Origin of the sequence: Pseudomonas sp. 31-12, assembly GCF_003151075.1 — a bacterium.
Taxonomy (GTDB): Bacteria; Pseudomonadota; Gammaproteobacteria; order Pseudomonadales; family Pseudomonadaceae; genus Aquipseudomonas.
This window is the reverse complement of record NZ_CP029482.1, coordinates 6,385,121-6,406,605: the sequence shown is the minus strand read 5'-3', so window position 1 is coordinate 6,406,605 and position 21,485 is coordinate 6,385,121. Positions and strand designations below refer to the sequence as shown.

Annotated in this window: 15 protein-coding genes; 2 read left to right on the top strand and 13 right to left on the bottom strand. The window is 60.3% G+C overall.

Translation table 11 applies throughout. From position 1 onward, the window contains the following. Positions 1 to 65 precede the first annotated feature (65 nt). A complete protein-coding gene (locus DJ564_RS30315) occupies positions 66 to 518 on the bottom strand; it encodes a GNAT family N-acetyltransferase (protein ID WP_109635494.1) in 453 nt (150 codons plus the stop codon). Positions 519 to 775: 257 nt separating this feature from the next. Between DJ564_RS30315 and DJ564_RS30310 the strand changes: the two genes are divergently transcribed. Continuing rightward, a complete protein-coding gene (locus DJ564_RS30310) occupies positions 776 to 1,513 on the top strand; it encodes an ABC transporter substrate-binding protein (protein ID WP_109635492.1) in 738 nt (245 codons plus the stop codon). 122 nt (positions 1,514 to 1,635) lie between these two features. Here DJ564_RS30310 and yccS read toward each other — a convergent pair whose 3' ends face one another. The 9 genes from yccS to betI form a co-directional block, all read right to left on the bottom strand. After that, positions 1,636 to 3,819, bottom strand: coding sequence for a YccS family putative transporter (gene yccS, locus DJ564_RS30305; RefSeq protein WP_109635491.1), 2,184 nt, complete (start codon positions 3,817 to 3,819; stop codon positions 1,636 to 1,638). A 232-nt stretch (positions 3,820 to 4,051) separates the two neighbouring features. Beyond that, positions 4,052 to 5,230, bottom strand: coding sequence for an NAD(P)/FAD-dependent oxidoreductase (locus tag DJ564_RS30300; RefSeq protein ID WP_109636239.1), 1,179 nt, complete (start codon positions 5,228 to 5,230; stop codon positions 4,052 to 4,054). 144 nt (positions 5,231 to 5,374) lie between these two features. Next, a complete protein-coding gene (gene dbpA / locus DJ564_RS30295; protein WP_256597534.1) occupies positions 5,375 to 6,712 on the bottom strand; it encodes an ATP-dependent RNA helicase DbpA in 1,338 nt (445 codons plus the stop codon). A 291-nt stretch (positions 6,713 to 7,003) separates the two neighbouring features. Continuing rightward, entirely contained in the window at positions 7,004 to 8,431 is a 1,428-nt protein-coding gene (mdtD, locus tag DJ564_RS30290; RefSeq protein ID WP_109635487.1) for a multidrug transporter subunit MdtD, read from the bottom strand. A 174-nt stretch (positions 8,432 to 8,605) separates the two neighbouring features. Continuing rightward, positions 8,606 to 9,943: a TldD/PmbA family protein gene (locus DJ564_RS30285; RefSeq protein WP_109635486.1), complete on the bottom strand. Its 1,338-nt coding sequence runs from the start codon at positions 9,941 to 9,943 to the stop codon at positions 8,606 to 8,608. Beyond that, positions 9,943 to 11,385 (bottom strand): TldD/PmbA family protein, encoded by a 1,443-nt coding sequence (locus tag DJ564_RS30280; protein ID WP_109635484.1) that lies wholly within the window; start codon positions 11,383 to 11,385, stop codon positions 9,943 to 9,945. The genes DJ564_RS30285 and DJ564_RS30280 overlap by 1 nt, the downstream gene beginning before the upstream one ends. 277 nt (positions 11,386 to 11,662) lie before the next feature. Beyond that, positions 11,663 to 13,366 carry a choline dehydrogenase gene (gene betA / locus DJ564_RS30275; protein ID WP_109635482.1) on the bottom strand — a complete coding sequence of 568 codons (1,704 nt, stop codon included), beginning with the start codon at positions 13,364 to 13,366 and terminating at the stop codon, positions 11,663 to 11,665. A 216-nt stretch (positions 13,367 to 13,582) separates the two neighbouring features. After that, complete coding sequence (gene betB / locus DJ564_RS30270) at positions 13,583 to 15,055, bottom strand: betaine-aldehyde dehydrogenase (RefSeq protein WP_109635480.1); 1,473 nt, start codon at positions 15,053 to 15,055, stop codon at positions 13,583 to 13,585. 109 nt (positions 15,056 to 15,164) lie between these two features. Next, the gene (gene betI / locus DJ564_RS30265) at positions 15,165 to 15,758 is read right to left on the bottom strand and encodes a transcriptional regulator BetI (RefSeq protein WP_008151939.1); all 594 of its coding nucleotides are present in this window, start codon (positions 15,756 to 15,758) and stop codon (positions 15,165 to 15,167) included. A 379-nt stretch (positions 15,759 to 16,137) separates the two neighbouring features. On the opposite strand from betI, the gene DJ564_RS30260 reads away from it, so the two are divergent. Continuing rightward, positions 16,138 to 18,087 (top strand): BCCT family transporter, encoded by a 1,950-nt coding sequence (locus DJ564_RS30260; RefSeq protein WP_256597533.1) that lies wholly within the window; start codon positions 16,138 to 16,140, stop codon positions 18,085 to 18,087. A 197-nt stretch (positions 18,088 to 18,284) separates the two neighbouring features. Here the strand turns inward: DJ564_RS30260 and choV are convergent, their stop codons facing one another. The 3 genes from choV to DJ564_RS30245 all read right to left on the bottom strand — a co-directional run bounded on the left by choV (position 18,285) and on the right by DJ564_RS30245 (position 21,333). Then, a complete protein-coding gene (gene choV, locus DJ564_RS30255; protein WP_109635477.1) occupies positions 18,285 to 19,463 on the bottom strand; it encodes a choline ABC transporter ATP-binding protein in 1,179 nt (392 codons plus the stop codon). Next, entirely contained in the window at positions 19,460 to 20,305 is an 846-nt protein-coding gene (choW, locus tag DJ564_RS30250) for a choline ABC transporter permease subunit (RefSeq protein ID WP_109635476.1), read from the bottom strand. The genes choV and choW overlap by 4 nt, the downstream gene beginning before the upstream one ends. A 77-nt stretch (positions 20,306 to 20,382) precedes the next feature. Next, entirely contained in the window at positions 20,383 to 21,333 is a 951-nt protein-coding gene (locus tag DJ564_RS30245; RefSeq protein WP_010466989.1) for a choline ABC transporter substrate-binding protein, read from the bottom strand. Positions 21,334 to 21,485 lie beyond the last annotated feature (152 nt).

Sequence of the window (21,485 nt, the reverse complement as noted above, 5' to 3'; positions counted from 1 at the left end):
GGCAAGCCCGCTCCCACAGGGATTTCACTGTACCTGTGGGAGCGGGCTTGCCCGCGATGGGGCCCTTAAAGGCGACGCATCCCGATATGCGGAATGTCATCCTCTAGAAACTCCTCACCCGCCACCACAAACCCGTATCGCCCGTAATACCCCTGCAAATGCGATTGCGCCGAGAGATAGATCGGCACCTCAGGCCAGCGTTTCCCTGCCTGCTTCAACGCCTGGGCCATCAACTCATGTCCCAGACCATTGCCACGGGCGCCAGGTGCAATGATCACCCGCCCGATCACCACGTCGCCGCCCTGTGTTTCTGGGTCGAGCAAGCGTAGATAGGCCACCAGCCGATCCCCGTCCCACGCCATCAAATGGCAGGTGTCACCTTGCAGATCCTGGCCATCGACATCCTGATAAGCACATTTCTGTTCAACGACGAACACTTCAGCGCGTAACTGCAGAATGGCGTACAGCTGCTCTTTCCCCAGATCGCTGTGGTGTTTGCAGACCCAATCGATTGTCATCTTCACTTTCCTTGAGCAACGTCGTTCCGATACTAAGCGTCCCGGCGATAGATGTCTTTATGGCGGAGAAATCTGTGACAAAGGCCAAAATGCCACCATTCATTTCGCGCGGCGTTGTCTTCTTTGTGTAATCTGCGATGAAGCGCTGTGCAGTGGCTCCAATGAGCTAATGTTGAGTACCTGGCTGGTCGGTACATGAGTCTTGGAGTTTTGGCTGAAAAACACGCCGGGCAACGCGCCCGCTAAGGATTTCTGGCATGCCGCGATTGCATCAAGCTTGTGCTTTGATCGTGCTGCTGTTGCTGACACAGAGCGCGGCAGCAGAAAAGCTGCGTCTGGTCGCGGACGCCTGGCCGCCGTTTACCGACGCCACGCTGGTCAATGGCGGCCTGGCCACGGACATCGTCAGCACCGCGCTGGCCCGGGCCGGTTACGCCAGTGATTTCGAACAAGTGCCTTGGGCGCGAGCGTTGCTCGGGGTGGGCGAGGGCCGGTACGACGTGCTGGTCAACGCCTGGTACACCGATGAACGCACCAAACTGGGCCAGTTCTCCGGCGAATACCTGATCAACCGCGTGCGCTTTCTCAAGCGCAAGGACGCGCCCATAGAGTTCAACAACCTGCAGCAACTGCACACCTATCCGATTGCGGTGGTGCGCGGGTATGCCTATTCATCGGAATTCGACGAAGACGTGTCGCTGCAGAAAGTCCCTGTGCATAACTTCGCCATGGCCGTGCGCATGGTCGCGGCGGATAGGGTCAAGTTGACGCTTGAAGATGAATACGTCGCCCGTTATTACCTGGCTCGGGAATCATCCAAGGTGCGCAATTCAGTGGAGTTCCTGCCCAAACCGCTGAGCGAGAACAGCCTGCACATATTGGTCAGCCTGAAGAATCCGCAGCATGAACAGATCGTCGCCAGTTTCGACCGTGAGATTGCGGAGATGAAGGCTGATGGGAGTTATGAGCGGTTGATGAAGCAGCATGGGATGTAGAGCCGAAGATTTGTGGTGCGGCTGATGGCCCCTTCGCGAGCAAGCCCGCTCCCACAAGGGAACGCATTCCAAATGTGGGAGCGGGCTTGCCCGCGAAGAGGCCCGCCCAGTCACCACAGATCTCAGGCTTCGCTGGTGTCCTTGATCAGATGCGCCGCCAACGTGCGCAACGGCCCCAACTGCCGGCAAATCAACGCCAGTTGCGTCTGCACCAGCCGCTGCCCTTCATCGATCTCATCCGGCATTTGCTCAAGCGTATTGGCCAGCGCCTCTTCCGCATCGCTTTGAATCGCAATCGGCTGTTTGCTTGCCAGCCCTTGGGCGATCTCGTCGATGCTGGCCGCCAGGCTCACGCCCGCGTCATCGATCAAATGCTCGCGAACATCCGCCGGTAACTGGGTTTCACGGTGCGCACCCAAGCCCGACAAGTAGCTGAGCAAGGTGTGCGACAACACCAGGAAACGAAACCCGACATCCGCTTCCTTACGGAAATGCCCCGGTTCCATGAGCATGTTGGCCAGCGTCGTCGACAGTGCCGCGTCAGCGTTGTGCGCGTTGCGTCGGGCCAGGCGATAGGCCAGGTCGTCGCTTTTGCCGGCGGCGTATTGCTGCATAATCTGGCGCAGGTAAATGCTGTTGCAGGTCAGAGTGTTGGCCAGCACTTTGTTCAGGCGTCGGCCCTGCCAGTCCGGCAGGAACAGGAACACCGCCAGCCCGGCGATCAGGCTGCCGAGCAAGGTATCGAAGAGTCGCGGCAGGAACAGCCCGTAGCCGTCGCCCACCTGGTTGAAGCAAAACAGCACCATCAGGGTGATCGCGGCGGTGGCCAGGGTGTAGCGGGTGGTGCGGTTGATAAAGAACACCACCCCGGCAGCAATCGCGAAGCACGACTGGACCAGCGGATTGGGGAACAGGTCGAACAGCGCCCACGCCACCGTCAGGCCGATCGCGGTGCCGATAATCCGCTGGCCAAGTTTGCGCCGAGTGGCGCCGTAGTTCGGCTGGCAGACGAAGAGCGTGGTGAGGATGATCCAGTAACCCTGCGACGGGTGAATCAAATGCACCATGCCGTAACCGATGCTCAGCGCCAGGGGCAGGCGCAGTGCATGACGGAACAGCAGAGAGGTCGGCGTCAGCTGCGTGCGCAAGCGAATCCACACATCCTTGAGGTTGCGCGGCGAGCGGTCGAGCAGGCTGCTGTCGGTGGCGTCGGCGAGGGCGTCGGGGTTGCTGGCGTCACTGAGCAAGCGGTCGAGAGTGCCGAGGTTGGCGGCCAAGGCCCGCAATGAACGCAGCAGACCGCGCCAGGCCGGATTGCTCTGGATGCGCAGGTGCTCGATGGAAGCGTGCAGGTCGCTTAACGCTTCGGCGAAGCTGGCGTCGTAGATGAATGGCTGGCGCATCTGGATCGATTCCGCCAGCGCCCGGCAGGCTTTGCCTTGCTGGCGCAGCAGGCGCTGACAGCGGAACAGCACGTCGCTGTGGAAGAACGCCTCGGCCAGCGCGTTGTAAGGGTAGTGCGAAGAGCTGGCGCGCTCGTGGATGTCCTGGGCGAGGAAATACAGCTTGAGGTATCGGCTGACCTTCGAGCCCGGCCGACCATTGCCGACCCGGTGCAGGATGATTTCCTTGGCCGCATTGAGTGCTGCCACCACGCGTCCGTTTTGCTGGGCCAGTTCCAGACGGCGCGCTTCCACGTCCATCTGCCGGATCGGCTCGAACAGCGACGCTTTGAGTTTCAGGTAATAACCCAACTCACGGAACAAGCGCGCCAGGCTCTGCTGCACCGGCTGGTTGGAAAACATCGCCTGCCACAGCACCGAGAGCAAGCCGTACCAGGCCGCACCGGCCACCAGCAGCACCGGTTCGTGCCAGAAATCGGTGACCGCGCCGCCGCGCTGGTCGACGCCGATCATGGTGTACACCGACAGAATCAACGTCGCCGAGGCAATCGCGCCATAGCGCTCGCCGAGGGCGCCGAGCATGGTCAGACAGAAAGCGGCGAGGGCGAAGGCGATGATGAAAAAGACGGGATAAGGGAACAGCAATTCGACCGACAGCGCGGCGACCAGAAAACACACCAGCGTCACGGCCAGCGCGTTGAGGCGGCCCTGCCAACTGTCGTCGGTCTCGGCCAGGGCGCTGGCGATGATCCCCAGGAACAACGGGATCAACAGCCCCATTTCATCCTGATACCAACAGACGGCCATGCTGCCGGTCAGGGCGATGAACACCCGCACGCTGTAGCTGAATTTATCCAGCGCCCAGAGACGGCGCAGAGACTGACGAAATGAGGTCGATGACATGAAGTGCGAAGGCCTTCCGAGGCAATGCCGCTAAATTGAGCCAGTAATGACGCCGACGCAATGGCGCCGATCACATCTGACAGCAAAATCTGTTCCTTTAAATATCAACGCATAACAAATGTGGGAGCGGGCTTGCTCGCGAAAGCGGTGTGTCAGTCAATATCTATGGCGACTGACAGATTGCATTCGCGAGCAAGCCCGCTCCCACATTTGATTTGTGTACACCCGTTAATCAAACAAATTGCGCAGCGGCGTATCCGGAGGCCCAGGCCCACTGGAAGTTGAAGCCACCCAGGTGCCCGGTGACATCGAGGACTTCGCCGATGAAGTACAGGCCAGGGCTTTTCAGCGATTCCATAGTCTTGGACGACACTTCATGAGTATCAACGCCACCCAGCGTCACTTCGGCAGTGCGGTAGCCTTCAGTCCCGGCAGGAACCACTTTCCAGCTCGCCAGTTTTTCGGTGATGTCGGCGATTTCGGCGTGGGTGTACTGCTTCATCGGCTTGGAAACGAACCAGTTGTCCGCCAGCAGGTTGGCCATCTTCTTGGTGAAGATTTCACCGAGCAGGGTTTTCAACTCGCTGTTCGGGCGTTCTGCTTGCTGTTGTTGCAGCCAGGTCGGCACGTCGTGGTCTGGCATCAGGTTGATCTCAACCGTATCGCCGGATTCCCAGAACGAGGAAATTTGCAAAATCGCCGGACCGCTGAGGCCGCGGTGGGTGAACAGGATGTTCTCGCGAAAGCTCTGATCGTTGCAGCTCACCAGGCAATCCACCGAGGTGCCGGACAGCTCGGTGCACAGTTCCTTGAGCTGATCGGTGATGGTGAACGGCACCAGGCCGGCGCGGGTTGGCAGCAAGTCGTGGCCGAATTGCTTGGCCACTTGATAACCGAAACCGGTGGCGCCCAGCGTCGGAATCGACAGACCTCCGGTGGCGATCACCAAGGATTCACAGGTGATCTGGCCCAGCGTGGTGTCCAGCAAATAACCGCTTTCGAGCTTCTCGATGGTCTGGATCGACGTGTCCAGGTGCAGGCTGACGCCAACCTGATCGCACTCGTTGAGCAGCATCTCGAGGATGTCGCTGGATTTGTTATCGCAGAACAGCTGGCCGAGTTTCTTCTCGTGGTACGGCACGCCGTGCTTGGCGACCATGCCGATGAAATCCCACTGGGTGTAGCGCGCCAGTGCGGATTTGCAGAAGTGTTCGTTCTGCGAGAGGAAATTGCCAGGTTCGGTGTACATGTTGGTGAAATTGCAGCGGCCACCGCCCGACATCAGGATTTTCTTGCCGGCCTTGTTCGCATGGTCGAGCAACATCACCTTGCGCCCACGCCCGGCGGCGGTCAGCGCACACATCAACCCTGCGGCGCCAGCGCCAATGATCACGACTTCGGTAGAGCGCAAAACGATGTCCTCATACAAGAGCTGATCTGGAATGCAATCAAATGTGGGAGCTGGCCTGCCAGCGATGGCATCGACTCGGTTTACCAGTCAGACCGAGTCGATGCCATCGCTGGCAGGCCAGCTCCCACAGGGGGCGCGGCGTTCTTAGAGGATGCGAACGCGCAGCGAACGGCCTTTGATTTTGCCGTCGTTCAGGCGCTGCAAGGCTTGCTTGGCGATCCCGCGTTCCACGGCCACATAGGCCTGGAAGTCAAAAATCGCGATCTTGCCGACCTGAGCGCCCGGAATACCGGCATCGCCCGTCAGTGCGCCAAGAATGTCGCCCGGACGAACCTTGTCTTTACGGCCAGCGCCAATGACCAGCGTGCTCATCACCGGCAGCAGCGGTGCGCCGCCCTGGGATTTGAGGTTGTCCAGCTGATCCCAGCTCAACGGCGACTTCTGCAGTTGCTCGATGGCCTGGGCGCGGTGCGCTTCGGACGGTGCGACCAGGCTGATCGCGATGCCTTTCTCGCCAGCGCGACCGGTACGGCCGACACGGTGAATGTGGATTTCCGAGTCACGGGCCAGTTCGACGTTGATCACCATGTCCAGCGCATCGATGTCCAGACCGCGAGCGGCGACGTCGGTGGCGACCAGTACCGAAGTACTGCGGTTGGCGAACATGGCCAGCACCTGGTCACGGTCACGCTGTTCCAGATCGCCGTGCAGGCCGACGGCGGAGATGCCTTTGGAGGTCAGGTGATCGACGGTTTCCTGAACCTGCTGCTTGGTGAAGCAGAAGGCGACACAGGACGCGGGACGATGATGCGCGAGGACTTTGACCACGGCGTCCATGCGCTCTTCCGGGGAAATCTCGTAGAAACGCTGCTCGATCTGCGTGTCGTCGTGGAGCGCCTCGGCCTTCACGACCTGCGGGTTACGCATGAACTTCGCCGCCAATTGCTTGATGCCCGTCGGGTAGGTGGCGGAGAACAGCAGAGTCTGACGACGTTCAGGGCTCTGGGCGATGATTTCTTCGATGGAATCGTAGAAGCCCATGTCGAGCATGCGGTCGGCTTCGTCGAGGATCAGGGTATTGAGGCCATGGAGAATCAACGAGCCCTTGCGCAGGTGCTGCTGAATGCGGCCCGGGGTGCCGACGATGATGTGCGCGCCGTGCTCCAAAGAGCCGATCTGCGGGCCGAAAGCCACGCCGCCGCACAGGGTCAGGACCTTGATGTTGTCTTCGGCGCGGGCCAGACGACGGATTTCCTTGGCGACCTGGTCGGCCAGTTCGCGAGTCGGGCAAATGACCAGCGCCTGGCAACCGAAGAAGCGCGGATTGATCGGGTTCAGCAGGCCGATACCGAAGGCGGCGGTCTTGCCGCTGCCGGTCTTGGCCTGGGCGATCAGGTCCATCCCCTTGAGGATCACCGGCAAGCTTTGCGCCTGGATCGGCGTCATCTGGGCATAACCGAGGGAGTCGAGGTTAGCCAGCATGGCGGCGGACAGCGGCAAAGTATTAAAAGCGGTGGCGATGGTGGTCACGGGACTGGCCTGCAAAACAAAATGTCGCGCAGTGTATCAGTCCCCGGTCACTTACCTCGAATGTTCTGGACGAACGCAAACCTTGTGGCGAGTGGATTTATCCCCGTTGGGGTGCGTAGCGCCCCTTTGATCTGCCTCCTCGGTGGGCCAGACTGACTGCATCAACCTTCTCAGGATTGCTGCGCAATCCAACGGGGATAAATCCCCTCGCCACAGATAAATCATTCACCACGAGTATCCGGTTCAGTGTTCGATGTGCTCTTCCGGACGTTTGACGCGCCGTCCGTCTTCCTTTGAGAGCTGGGAGAAGATCGTCGCGGCCAGCATCGCCATGATCCCGACCGTTACAAAGGTCAGCTGGAACGCACCCAGCACCGTGTCCACACCGTCGTTACCGATCTCTGCGGTAAAGCCGCCGAGCAAGGCGCCGGCACAGGCAACACCGAGGCTCAGGGATAATTGCGCGACCACCGACAGCAGGCTGTTGCCGCTGCTGGCGCTGGCGTCGTCGAGGTCGATCAGGGTTACGGTGTTCATGGCGGTGAACTGCAAGGAGTTGATCGCCCCCAGAATCGACAGCATCACCAATAGCAGCCAGTACGGCGTCTGCTCGCTGACCAGGCCCATGCTCGCCAGCATCAGCCCCAGCGCCAGGGTGTTGCCGGTGAGCACAATGCGATAGCCCAGACGCTCGATCAGCGGCCGCGCCACCGACTTGGCGACCATCGCCGCAGCGGCCAGCGGCAACATGCTCATCCCGGCCTGGGACGGCGAATAACCCAGCGCCACTTGCAGCAGCAACGGCACAAGGAACGGCAAGGCGCCGCTGCCCAAACGGGCGAACAGATTGCCGAGGATGCCCACGGCAAACGTCCGGGTCTTGAACAGCGACGGCGCGAACAGCGGATTATCGATGTGCCCGGCGCGCAGCCAATACGCCGCCAGACACGCCATGCCGCCGAACAGCAGCAACATCACGCGCAGGTGCGGCAGGTGCAGTTCGCCGAGGCCTTCCATGGCGATGGTGATCAGCACCATCGCTGCGCCAAACAGCAAGAAGCCGAGGCTGTCGAAGCGGGTGCGTTCGCTGCCACGCAGGTCGGGGATGAACCTCCATACGGCGTAGCAACCGACGGCGCCCACCGGCAAGTTGATCAGGAAGATCCAGTGCCAGGTCAGGTATTCGACCATCCAGCCGCCCATGGTCGGGCCGATCAACGGGCCGAGCAGGCCGGGAATGGTGATGAAGCCCATGATCCGCACCAGTTCCGAGCGCGGGTAGGCGCGCAGTACCACCAATCGGCCGACCGGCAGCATCAGCGCACCGCCCAGGCCCTGGATCACCCGGGCGCCGATCAGCATGCTCAGGGTGCTCGACAACGCACAGAGTAGCGAGCCGAGGCTGAACAGCAGAATCGCGCCGAAGAAGATTTTCTTGGTGCCGAAGCGGTCGGCGATCCAGCCCGAGGCGGGGATTAGCAGTGCGACGGTGAGCATGTAGGCAATGATCACGCCCTGCATGCGCAGCGGATCTTCGGCCAGGTCGCGGGCCATGGCGGGCAGGGCGGTGTTGAGGATGGTCCCGTCGAGGGATTGCATGAAGAAAGCGATGGCGACGACCCACGGCACCCAGCGGGCGGTGACAGCGTCGAGAGGCAGGCGGTTGGGCATGGGACCTCTTCGTCAGGTAGTGCTCGGGCCCTGTGTCGAGGGGGCTTGCCCCCGTTCGGCTGCGAAGCAGTCGTAGTTCCGGCAAATGCGGTATGTCTGATGAAGCGCGTTTGCTGGTTTTGGGGCCGCTGCGCAGCCCAACGGGGGCAAGCCTCCTCGCCACAGGTTTTGTGTTTACAGGGTCAAGGTCAGTTTGCTGACGAGCGCGCCCGGCAACAACGCTGAAGCTGTGGCCCGCTGGCTGTAGGTGCTGGCCGACAACATCAGCTCACGTTCTTCGGTCAACGCTTCCAGCTGCGAACCGAGCAAGCTGTAGGCACTGTCATCAAAGCGCATGGTGCTCACCGGCGCCTGGATCTCGCCGTTCTCGACCCAGAAGGTCGCAAACCGCGTCATGCCAGTCAGGCGTGCCGCCGGTTGATCCGAGTAGTTCAGGTACCAGAGGTTGCTGATGTACAAACCGGTGCCCAGTTGCTTGAGAATCTCTGCGTCAGGCAACGTGCCGGCTGCCATGTTCACCGCACTCGGCATTTCACCACCGCTGGCGCCGTTGGCGGTCAGGCCGTACTCGGCGGCGCTGCGTGAACTGACCATCTGCGCGCCGGCCTTGCCTTCGACGATCAAGCCGAGATCGCTGCGCGGATAACCTTCGCCGGAGAACGCCGGGCTCAAGGAACCGCTGACCTTTTCATCGACCGACACTAATGGACTGAATGAACTGTCGCCCGCATACAGCTTCTGCAACGGACTGTGTTTGCTGGCAATCGACTGCGCCGAGAAACCACCCCAGCCCAGCATGTCCATGATTTCCCCCAGGGCGGCCGGCGCCAGATAGGCGCGGTACTGACCCGGCGCCAGGGTGCGTTGCGGTTTGCCCAGGAATTCCAACTGCTCGCGCGCCTGCGCAAATCGCCTGGCAAATCCTTCGCTGCTCCAGTCGTGCCCGGCGTAGCTGGCTTTCACCGCTTGGCCGTTGTCGTGGAACAGACTGAAATCGAAGTTGAAGCTGTTGGCCTGATGCCAGCCGAAGGCCCCCGAAGAACTGGCGAAACCACGACTGATCGGCCCGGCAGCGTAGAAACCCACCAGATCCAGACCCTCGGCGGCTTGGGTGATTTCGGCCACCACTTGCTCGGTGTCCGGCAGCGGATGCGTTTGCACGTTCTTGCTCTGCCAACCATTGTTGTTGAGCATCAGGTAGGGATCCTGCGGCAGCAGCGGCAAGGTTTCGCGCAATTGTTGCAGACCTTCGGCCAGCCGCTGAAGGTCGACTTCCTGATCACCGGCCAGGGTGATGTTGAGGTCGGCATGCCGGCCTTCGTTAATCAATTTGAAACCGACGCTCGCTTGCTGCACCTGACCGGCCTGACGCACCTTGCCGTGATTGAAGCGCACGAAGGCCGAGGACTCGGCGGCGTAGCTGAGGGTGAATTGCTCCGGCTCGCGAATCGCATCGCGCAGCCAATTGACCAAGGCTTTGAACGACTCGGCCTGAGTGTTTGACGTACTCATCAGGCGTCTCCCCCAAATACATCTACGTTGCTGAACACGCAGGCCGGCGAGGCATGGCCGACGCGAATTACCTGATTCGGTTCGCCCTTGCCGCAGTTCGGCGTGCCCAGGACCTTGAAGGTGCTGGCGTCGCCGACGGCGCTGAGGCTCTTCCAGAAGTGCGCGGAAATCGCCCGGTAATTCGGGTTCTTCACCACGCCTTTGAGCTCGCCGTTTTCGATCAACTGCGCCCATTCGCAACCGAACTGGAACTTGTTGCGCGCATCGTCGATGGACCAAGAACGGTTGGTCGACATCATAATGCCGTGCTCGATGTTGCCGATCAGTTGTTCCAGCGGCTGATCGCCGGGCTCGATGTTCAGGTTGGCCATGCGGTCGATCGGCGGACGGTTCCAGCCACAGGCGCGGCTGTTGGCGACGCCGTCCATGCCGGCACGGAATTGCGACAGCGCACCGCCCAATGGACGCAGCAACAGGCCTTCTTTGATCAGGAATTGCTTGCTCGCGGCCGTGCCGTCGTCGTCATGGCCGTAGCTGGCGAGTTGCTCGGGAATATCGGGATCGAAGGTTACGTTCAGCAGTTTCGAGCCGTATTGCAGATGACCGAAGTCTTCTGCATTGACGAAACTGGTGCCGGCGTAATTGCGTTCATCGCCGAGGATGCGATCCAGTTCCAGCGGGTGACCTATGGATTCGTGGATCTGCAGCATCATCTGGTCGGGCATTAACAGCAAATCGCGCGGGCCTTGCGGAGTGTTGGGCGCCAGCAGTAATTGCAGCGCCTGATCGGCGACTTTTGGGCCGGCACCGACGAGGCCGCAGCGGCTGATGACATCGGCACTGCCTTGCTGGCCAAAGTTCTCGCGACCCAGGCTGCGGGTCTGGCTGTCGCTGCCGTCGTAGGCGGTGACATCGAGGCCCGGGTAGACGAAACGTTGGGCCTGACGCAGTTCCGCGCCGGCGCTGTTGAGGTAGATCTGCTCGACGTGGGTGATGCCGATGCTCACCTGCCAGTTCACCAGACGCTCGTCCTTGGGCACGGACGCGGATTCGGCGCCGAGCAGTTGGTAGCAATCGCTCAGGGACGGGAAGGGCTGGTCGAGGTTCGGCGAAAAGTAGTCGGCGCGGTCGCTGGAGACGGCTTGCTCGCGCAGGTCGAGCAGGGCGTGGGGCTTGAGTCGGCGGGCTTGTTGCTCGGCTCGTTCCAGCGCGGCTTGCAGGCCTTGTTGCGACAGATCGTTGGTCGCGGCGTAGGCTTCGACGCCGTTGACGCGCACGGTCAGCATCGCGCCTTCGTCACGGCTCAGGCTTGGAGGTTCGGCGACATTCTTGCGCACCGACAGGTACTGGCCGGACTCGCGCACATAACGCAGCGAAAAGAATTCAGCGCCCGTGCGCAAGGCAGCGAAGCGCTGCTTGAGCTGGGGGTGGAAATCGAACATTCAGGAACCTCCTTGGTCTGGAGTGGCGGTGCAGCGGTGTTGCGAAGGGGGGGTGAAACGTTTGCGTGGCGCTAGATTAGGCCTGGGCGGGGGGTAGGATCAAGGGCGGTGCGATGTAGGAAGGGATAACCGGGAAATGTGGGGCGTTTGGTCAGGCCCCATCGCGAGCAGGCTCGCTCCCACAGTTGATCTTGGGTGTTCACAGAATCTGTGTTCACAGAAGATCCCTTGTGGGAGCGAGCCTGCTCGCGATTGGCCGTGACGCGGTGTAACGGTCTTACTGGGCAGTCAGGCTCACATCCCGCAGCGGCTTGCCACGCACCGGCGCATCGCCGGCAACGAAGTAATCAGCCTTGCTGCGCGGCAATGGCTGGCGACCACGGATCTTGTCGGCGATTTTCTCGGCGATCATGATCGTTGGCGCATTCAGGTTGCCGGTGGTGATGATCGGCATGATCGAGGCATCGACCACACGCAGGGCTTGCAGGCCATGCACACGACCTTCGCCATCGACCACGGCCATGTCGTCGGTGCCCATCTTGCACGAGCAGGACGGATGGAACGCGGTTTCGGCGTGTTCGCGGATGAACTTGTCGAGCTGCTCATCGGTTTGCACGTTGATGCCCGGGCTGATTTCGCGGCCACGGAAAGCGTCCAGTGCAGGCTGTTGCATGATTTCACGGGTCAGGCGGATGCCGTCGCGGAATTCCTGCCAGTCCTGCTCGGTGGCCATGTAGTTGAACAGGATGCTTGGGTACTCGCGCGGATCCTTGGACTTGGCCTGGATGCGACCACGGCTCGGCGAACGCATGGAACCCATGTGTGCCTGGAAACCGTGCTCTTTCACGCCGTTGCTGCCGTTGTAGTTAATGGCAACTGGCAGGAAGTGGTACTGAATGTTCGGCCAATCGAATTCTTCGCGGGTACGGATGAAACCGCCGGCTTCGAACTGGTTGCTGGCGCCGATGCCGGTGCCGTTGAACAGCCATTCGGCACCGATGGCCGGCTGGTTGTACCAGAGCAGCGACGGGTACAGCGAGACCGGTTGGGTGCAGGCGTATTGCAGGTACAGCTCGAGGTGATCCTGCAGGTTTTCGCCGACGCCTGGCAGGTCATGGACCACCGGGATGTCGAGCTTGTTCAGCAGTTCGGCCGGGCCGACGCCGGAGCGTTGCAGAATCTGCGGCGAAGCGATGGCGCCGGAGCACAGCAGTACTTCTTTGCGGGCACGGGCTTCAACGCGCTCTTCAGCGGCGCCGATCAGGTAACGCACGCCAACGGCACGCTTGCCTTCGAACAGGATCTTGTCGGTCAACGCGTGGGTGACGATGGTCAGGGTCGAACGCTTCTTGGCGACGTCCAGGTAACCGCGAGCGGTGCTGGCGCGACGGCCGTTCGGCGTCACGGTACGGTCCATCGGGCCGAAGCCTTCTTGCTGGTAACCGTTCAAGTCTTCAGTGCGCGGGTAACCGGCTTGCACGCCTGCTTCAACCATCGCGTGGAACAACGGGTTGTTGCCGGCCTTCGGCGTGGTCACGCTGACCGGACCGTCGCCACCGTGGTAGTCGTTCGGGCCGATGTCGCGGGTTTCAGCCTTGCGGAAATACGGCAGGCAGTTCAAGTAATCCCAGTCTTCCAGACCTGGAAGCTTGGCCCAGTTGTCGTAGTCCATCGCGTTGCCACGGATGTAGCACATGCCGTTGATCAGCGAAGAACCGCCGAGGCCCTTGCCGCGACCGCATTCCATCCGGCGACCGTCCATGTGTGGCTCTGGATCGGTTTCGTAGGCCCAGTTGTACCGACGGCCTTGCAGCGGGAACGCCAGGGCGGCCGGCATTTGCGTACGGAAGTCCAGACGGTAGTCCGGGCCGCCTGCTTCGAGCAGCAGGACGGTGACGCCTTCGTCTTCAGTCAGACGGGTCGCCAGGGTGTTACCGGCCGAGCCGGCACCGATGATGATGTAATCGAATTCTTGGGACATTGAATGCACCCTCTTTGAAGTTGGTCAGGTCGCAGATCGCCTTGACGCCGCGCAACCTGTGGTGAGGGGATTTATCCCCGTCCGGCTGCGCAGCAGTCGTAAACTCAGCGACTGGTTCTATCTGAAGAGTCGCGGTGTCTGGATAGGGGCCGCTGCGCGGCACAACGGGGATAAATCCCCTCGCCACAATGGCGTTCGCTCCAGACTTCGCGCAGATCAGAAAACCGAGGCGTAATCGCCCAGTTCGACCTGTACCGATTTGATGCGTGTGAAGTTGTTCAGCGAGCTGATGCCGTTCTCACGGCCCACGCCTGACTGCTTGTAGCCGCCGACCGGCATCTTGGCGTCGGACTCGCCCCAGGCGTTGATCCAGCAGATACCGGCTTCCAGTTGATGAATCACGCGGTGAGCGCGGTTCAGGTCCTTGGTGACGATACCGGCAGCCAGGCCGAAGTCGGTGTCGTTGGCACGACGGATCACTTCTTCTTCGGTGTCGTAAGTCAGGATCGCCATCACCGGGCCGAAGATTTCTTCGCGAACGATGGTCATCTCGTCGGTGCAGTCGGTGAACACGGTCGGTGCCACGAACGCGCCTTTGGCGAATTCGCCTTCGGTCAGACGACCGCCGCCGCACAGCACGCGAGCGCCTTCTTCCTTACCTTTGGCGATGTAACCCAGCACGCTTTCCATGTGGGCGAAGCTGACCAGCGGGCCGAAGTTGGTGTTTTCGTCTTCCGGGTTGCCGATGCGGATACGGGCAACGCGCTCGGCGATTTTGGCTTCGAAAGCGGCTTTCAGGTGAGTCGGTACGAACACGCGAGTGCCGTTGGTGCAGACCTGGCCGGAGCTATAGAAGTTGGCCATCATCGCGGTGTCGGCGGCGCGATCGAGGTCGGCGTCGTCGAAGATGATCAGCGGGGATTTGCCGCCCAGTTCCATGGTCACGTCTTTCAGCGACGAAGCGGAAGCGCTGGCCATGACCTTCTTGCCGGTGTCGGTACCGCCGGTGAAGGAGATTTTTTCGATGCGCGGGTGCTCGGTCAACCAGGTGCCGACTTCACGGCCGCTGCCGGTCAGGACGTTGAACACGCCGGCTGGCAGGCCTGCTTCGGTGTAGATCTCGGCCAGTTTCAGCGTGGTCAGGGAAGTGACTTCGCTTGGCTTGAAGATCATCGCGTTACCGGCTGCCAAGGCAGGAGCGGATTTCCACAGGGCGATCTGGATCGGGTAGTTCCACGCGCCGATACCGGCCACGACGCCCAGCGGCTCGCGACGGGTGTAGACGAACGACGTGGTACGCAGCGGGATCTGCTCGCCTTCGATGGCGGGCACCAGGCCTGCGTAGTATTCCAGCACGTCAGCACCGGTGACGATGTCGACATACTTGGTTTCGGAGAACGACTTGCCGGTGTCCAGGGTTTCCAGGGCTGCCAGTTCATCGTTGCGCTCGCGCAGGATGTCCACGGCACGACGCAGGATGCGCGAACGCTCCATGGCGGTCATCGCGGCCCAGATTTTCTGGCCCTTTTCGGCGCTGACCACAGCGCGTTCGACGTCTTCTTTGGTCGCACGCTGTACTTTTGCGAGGACTTCTCCGTTAGCCGGGTTGATGGCTTCGAAAGTGGCGTCGCTGCTGGCGTCGCTGTAGCCGCCATCGATGTAGAGTTTTTGCAGTTCGAAACGGGCCATAAAGTCCTCGCAAGTGCATAAGTGGTTGGCGTTGACCACTGCGGTGAAGCCATATAGGTGTGGCAACACCGATCAGTAGCAGTTCAGGGGTTGAGCGGTTATGTGTGCTCTAACTCACCTGCTTGGCCAGTTGGAAATCCATGTATTCGTAAGCGATCTGGTGCGCTTGCTCAGTGTCGAAAGCATCTCCCGACAGGGCTCCGCGCAACCACAAACCGTCGATGAGGGCTGCCAGGCCTCGTGCTGCGCTGCGTGCATCATCCAGCGGCAGTACACGGCGGAACTGGCAGCACAGGTTGGAATACAGGCGGTGATCGTTGATCCGCTGCAACCTGTGCAAAGACGGGTGGTGCATGCTGGTGGCCCAGAAGGCCAGCCAGGTTTTCATTGCCGGGCCATTGACCTGGCTGGCGTCGAAGTTGCCTTCGATGATCACCTGGAGGTGCGCCCGCGGGCTGCTGTCCTCCAGCGCCTGACGGCGCGCGGTGACGTTCTCGCTGAGGACACTCATCAGATACTGCGCTGTGGCAGCAATCAGGCCGTTCTTGTCCTGAAAATAGTGACTGATGATGCCATTCGAGACACCGGCCAAACGGGCGATCAGCGCAATGCTGGCGTCCCCCATTCCGACCTGATCGACCGCCTGCAATGTGGCTTCGATCAACTGCTGGCGGCGGATGGGTTGCATACCGACCTTGGGCATCTTGCACATCTCCTTAGGCCTTCCGGTGGACGTCAAACGTCTATCGGATTGAAGGCCAGTCTATTTTGTTTTGATTGAACGTTCAATCAACAAAGAATAAGATCTGCGACAAATCGTCGCTGCCTACAGGTTTTTCCTACGTGTAGTGGGCGGAAAAACGACATCCGAAAACGCTCGAAACCCACGCGCACTGGCGCTCCCGGGCTTCGGGCTTTTTTCGGGGTCTCTTTATATCACCCGTCGGTCGGCTGCCAACTAACCGATTAGTCGGGTAACGCGTTGCCTTGTGTTCTTCTCTCGCACTGCCTGGAGCATCTGTGCCATGAGTTCTGCCTCTCTTATAAAGACCCCACCCCAGAAGGTGACGGTCAACGGTTGGGTGTTCTACACCTCTACCGCGTTGATTCTGTTGTTGACCGCCATTCTGATCATCGCCCCGCAAGAGGCCGGCAGATTGCTCGGTATCGCCCAGGCCTGGTTGTCCCGCAGCTTCGGCTGGTACTACATGGTAGTGATCGCTGCCTATCTGGTATTCGTCGTCGGCCTGGCGTTTTCGTCCTACGGCAAACTCAAGCTGGGCAGCAAGGACGACACCCCGGACTTCAGCTACGGCGCCTGGGCGGGGATGCTGTTCTCGTCGGGTATCGGCATTTCGCTGCTGTACTTCGGTGCTTCCGAGCCGCTGGACCACTACTTCAATCCGCCGGAAGGCGTGGCCGGCAGCAATATGGCCGCCCGTCAGGCTGTACAGCTGACGTTCCTGCATTGGGGCCTGCATGGCTGGGCGATCTACGCCTTGGTCGGCCTGGCGGTGGCGTATTTTGCCTACCGTCATAACCAGCCGTTGGCGTTGCGTTCGGCGCTGTATCCGCTGGTGGGCGAGCGCTGGGTCAAAGGCGCGGCCGGTCACGCGGTGGACGGTTTCGGCATGTTCGTGACCCTGCTGGGTCTGGTGACGAACCTGGGGATTGGATCGCTGCAAGTGTCGTCGGGCCTTGAAAACCTGTTCGGCATGGAACACAACAACACCAACCTGCTGATCGTGATCATTGTGATGAGCACCGTGGCGACCATCGCCGCCGTGTCCGGCGTGGAAAACGGCATTCGTCGTCTGTCCAACCTGAACATCGTGCTGTTCAGCGGCCTGCTGATTTTCGTGCTGCTGTTCGGCCCGACGTTGCACCTGCTCAACGGCTTCGTGCAGAACATCGGTGACTACCTCAACGGTATCGTACTGAAAACCTTCGACCTCTATGTGTACGAAGGCAGTGGCGAGAAGAGCGAGCGCTGGATGGGCCTGTGGACCTTGTTCTACTGGGCCTGGTGGATTTCCTGGGCCCCATTCGTCGGCATGTTTATCGCGCGTATTTCCCGTGGTCGCACGGTGCGCGAACTGGTGGCCGGCGTGCTGCTGATCCCGCTGGGTTTCACTCTGGCGTGGCTGTCGATCTTCGGTAACTCGGCCCTGGACCTGGTGATGAACCATGGGGCGGTGGAGCTCGGGAAGACGGCGCTGGAACAGCCGTCGATGGCGATTTATCAGCTGCTTGAGCATTACCCGGCGTCGAAGATTGTGATCGGCGTGTCGATCTTCGTCGGTTTCGTGCTGTTCCTGACCCCGGCGGATTCTGGCGCGGTGATGATGGCCAACCTTTCCTGCAAGGGCGGCAATGTTGACGAAGACGCCCCGCTCTGGCTGCGGATCTTTTGGTCGGCGGTGATTACGCTGGTGACCATCGGCCTGCTGTTCGCCGGTAACTTCGAAGCCATGCAAACCATGGTGGTGCTGGCCGGTCTGCCGTTCTCGGTGGTGCTGGTGTTCTTCATGTTCGGCTTGCACAAGGCCATGCGCCAGGACGTGCAGATCGAACAGGAGCAAGCGGAACTCGCAGCGCGCGGTCGTCGTGGTTTCAGCGAGCGTCTGACGCAGCTGGACCTGCAACCGAACCAGTCGATCGTTCAGCGCTTCATGGACAAGCAAGTCAGCCCGGCGCTGGAAGAGGCGGCGGTGCAATTGCGCGGTCAAGGCCTGGAAGTGCAAACGTTGCTGGGTAAATCCAAGCGTTGCATGGGTGTGCGCATCGAGATGGAAGAGGGCAACCCTTTTGTCTACGAAGTGAGCCTGGATGGCTATCTGGCGGCGGCGAGCGATACGGTCTCGGCTGAAAGCGCTGATGAACCGCGTGCGCGCTACTACCGCGCCGAGGTTTACCTGCACAACGGCAGCCAGGATTACGACTTGATGGGCTTCACTCAGGATCAGATCACCCGTGACGTGCTCGATCAGTTTGAAAGCCATCGGCAGCTCCTTGGTCGGGTCTATAGCTAAGTAATCAAGGACGCGGTGTTTCGCTCTGAAGCACCGCGTCGGCTTCATCGCCAGCAGGCTGGCTCCCACAAGAGAATGCATTCCAATGTGGGAGCCAGCCTGCTGGCGATGGGGGTTGCAACTGCAACGCTGCATCACCCGATATCCCATAAACAAAAACGCCGCGATCCTCTCGCGGCGTTTTTGTGTCTGCTGCCTTACCCCAGGTTCTTGCCGAGCAGCGCGTGGTACAGCTCGCTGTCGCCCAGAATTCCCACAACCTTGTTGTTGTCGTGCAGCACCAGCTTGTTGCCCGTCTGATAACGAATCTGCAGCGCATCGCGCATGCCGATGTTGGAGTCCACCAGCGTTGGCCGACGTCCCAGGCCTTCAACCGCTTGCCCTGGAATCCAGTTCTGCAGGTCCAGGCTCGCGCCGTTCTGGCGGGCGCCCTTGATGGTGTTGCCTTCGGCCAGGTCCAGCCACGAATCGCCGCCCGGATCGAGACACACCGAACCGTTGATGCGTTTGCAGTTGTCCAGGGTGCGCATCAGGCTGCGACCGCACAGAACGTTCAGCGGGTTGGTGTGCGCGACGAAGGTCCGCACGTAGTCGTCTGCCGGGTTCAGCACGATTTCTTCAGGCTTGCTGTACTGCACGATCCGGCCGTCTTTCATGATCGCGATACGGCTGCCGAGCTTCAGGGCTTCATCGAGGTCGTGGCTTACGAACACGATGGTTTTGTTCAACTTGCTTTGCAGTTCCAGCAGTTCGTCTTGCAGGCCTTGGCGGATCAGCGGGTCGAGTGCCGAGAACGGTTCGTCCATCAGCAGAATGTCGGCGTCCATCGCCAGTGCACGGGCCAGGCCCACGCGTTGCTGCATACCGCCGGAGAGTTCGTCAGGCTTCTTGTTGCGCCACTGGGTCAGGCCCACCAGCTCAAGCTTGTCGTCCACCAGCTTGCGCCGTTCCTTTTCCGGGCGACCCTGCATTTCCAGACCGAAACTGATGTTCTCGCGCACCGTCAGCCAAGGCATCAGGGCGAATTTCTGGAACACCATCGCAATGCGCTTGGTGCGCATCATTTTCAGCTCTGCCGGGGTGCAGGACGCGATATCGATCTGCCTGCCTTCGTGCTCGACGAACAGCTTGCCGCGGCTGACGGTGTTGAGGCCGTTGATGCAGCGAAGCAGGCTGGATTTACCGGAGCCGGACAACCCCATCAATACGCAGATTTCACCTTTTTCGACGTCCAGGCTGGCTTTTTCAACGCCCACAATCTGCCCGGTCTTTTTCAGGATCTGGTCGCGGGTCATGCCCTGGTCGAGAAGCTTGAGCGCCTCGCGCGGGTCTTTGGAAAAGATTACGTCGACGTCTTCGAAGCGAATAATGCTCATGCGTCACCCCCTACTTTAGCGTCGGGTTGTTTGCAGATACGGTCGAGCATGATCGCCAGCAATACGATCGCCAGGCCGGCTTCGAAGCCCAGGGCGATATCAGCAGTGTTCAGTGCGTTGACCACGGGTTTGCCCAGGCCGTCGGCGCCCACCAGTGCCGCGATCACCACCATCGACAGCGACAGCATGATGCACTGGGTGATGCCGGCCGCGATGCTTGGCATGGCGTAGGGCAATTCGATGCGTGCGAGCAGTTGACGGCGCGAGCAGCCGAAGGCTTTGCCGGCGTCCATCAATTCTGCGGGAACATCGCGGATACCCAGGTAGGTCAGGCGGATAGGCGCGGCAATCGCGAACACTACCGTGGAGATCAGGCCCGGGACCACACCCAGACCGAAGAGGGTCAGGGTAGGAATGAGGTACACAAACGTCGGCACGGTCTGCATCAGATCGAGCACCGGACGCATCAGTGTGTAGAACATCGGTTTGTGCGCGGCGACGATGCCCAACGGCACGCCGATGACCACGCAGACCAGGGTCGCGAACAACACCTGGGCGAGGGTTTCCATGGTTTCCTGCCAGTACCCCAGATTGAGGATCAGCAGGAAGGAAGCGATGACGAAAACGGTCAGCCCCCACTTTCGTTGAATGAAGTGTGCCAGTAGCGCGATGAGGCCGATCAATGCCAGCGGGTTGAACCAGGTCAGCGCGAAAGTCACGCCGTGGATCATCGTTTCCAGTGACACGGCGATGGCGTCGAAGGTGTTGGCGCCGTGTTGCGTCAACCATTCAACGAAGCCTGCGATGTACTGGCCTAGAGGTATTTTCTGATCAATCAGCATGGTAGTGAACGTCCGCATGCAAGGAAATAAACAGCCCGGGCGAGCGAACCCGCCCGGCGTAAGCGGTGCTTCTTAATTCAAGGCTGCGCGAGCTTGGCTTTCACGGCCTCCAGGCCTGGTTTACCGTCAATGGTGGTCACGCCAGCGAGCCAGGTATCGAGCACCTGTGGATTCTTTTTCAGCCAGGCCTTGGCGGCCGCGTCAGGCTTCATTTTGTCGTCCAGGACGTTGCCCATCAGCGTGCTTTCCATGTCGAGGGTGAACACCAGGTTTTTCAGCAACTGTCCGACGTTGCTGCATTCCTGCGCGTAGCCCTTGCGGGTGTTGGTGAAGATGGTCGCCTGACCGAAGTTCGGGCCGAAAAAGTCGTCGCCGCCTGTCAGGTACTTCATCTTGAAACGAGTGTTCATCGGGTGCGGTTCCCAGCCCAGGAACACCACGGCGGTGTTGCGGCGCTGGGCGCGATCGACTTGCGAGAGCATGCCTGCCTCGCTGGACTCGACCACCTTGAAGCCGGCGTCTTTCAGGCCGAAGGCGTTCTTGTCGATCATGCTCTGGATCAGGCGGTTGCCGTCGTTGCCTGGTTCGATGCCGTAGATTTTGCCGTCGAGTTCTTTCTTGAACTTGGCGATGTCGGCGAAATCTTTCAGACCCTTGTTATACAACTCTTCGGGCACGGCGAGTGTGTATTTTGCGTTTTCGAGGTTGGCGCGCAGGGTCTCCACGGTGCCGGCATCGCGGTAGGCCTTGATGTCGTTTTCCATGGTCGGCATCCAGTTACCCAGGAACACATCCATGTTCTTGCCGTCAGCCAGGGACTTGTAGGTCACCGGGACGGAAATCATCGTGGTTTTGGTTTTGTAGCCCAGGGCATCGAGAACGACGCTGGTGGTGGCGGTGGTGACAGTAATGTCAGTCCAGCCGACATCGGAGAAGTTTACGGTGCTGCATTGAGCGGGTTCTGCAGCTTGAGCCAGTAATGGCAGACTCAGCATGGCGGCCAACAACAACGACGGGGAACCTTTCATGGATGGACTCCTTGGTGTTTTTTTTGGCAGTGTTCCGACTGGACCACCGCACTTATAGGTTGCGGTTGGATGGCGTTTTGGAGACAGCTCTACCACGGCGCCTTGCAATCGAGTCGATACGATCATGTACCAGTGAAAATCTGACGCCTACA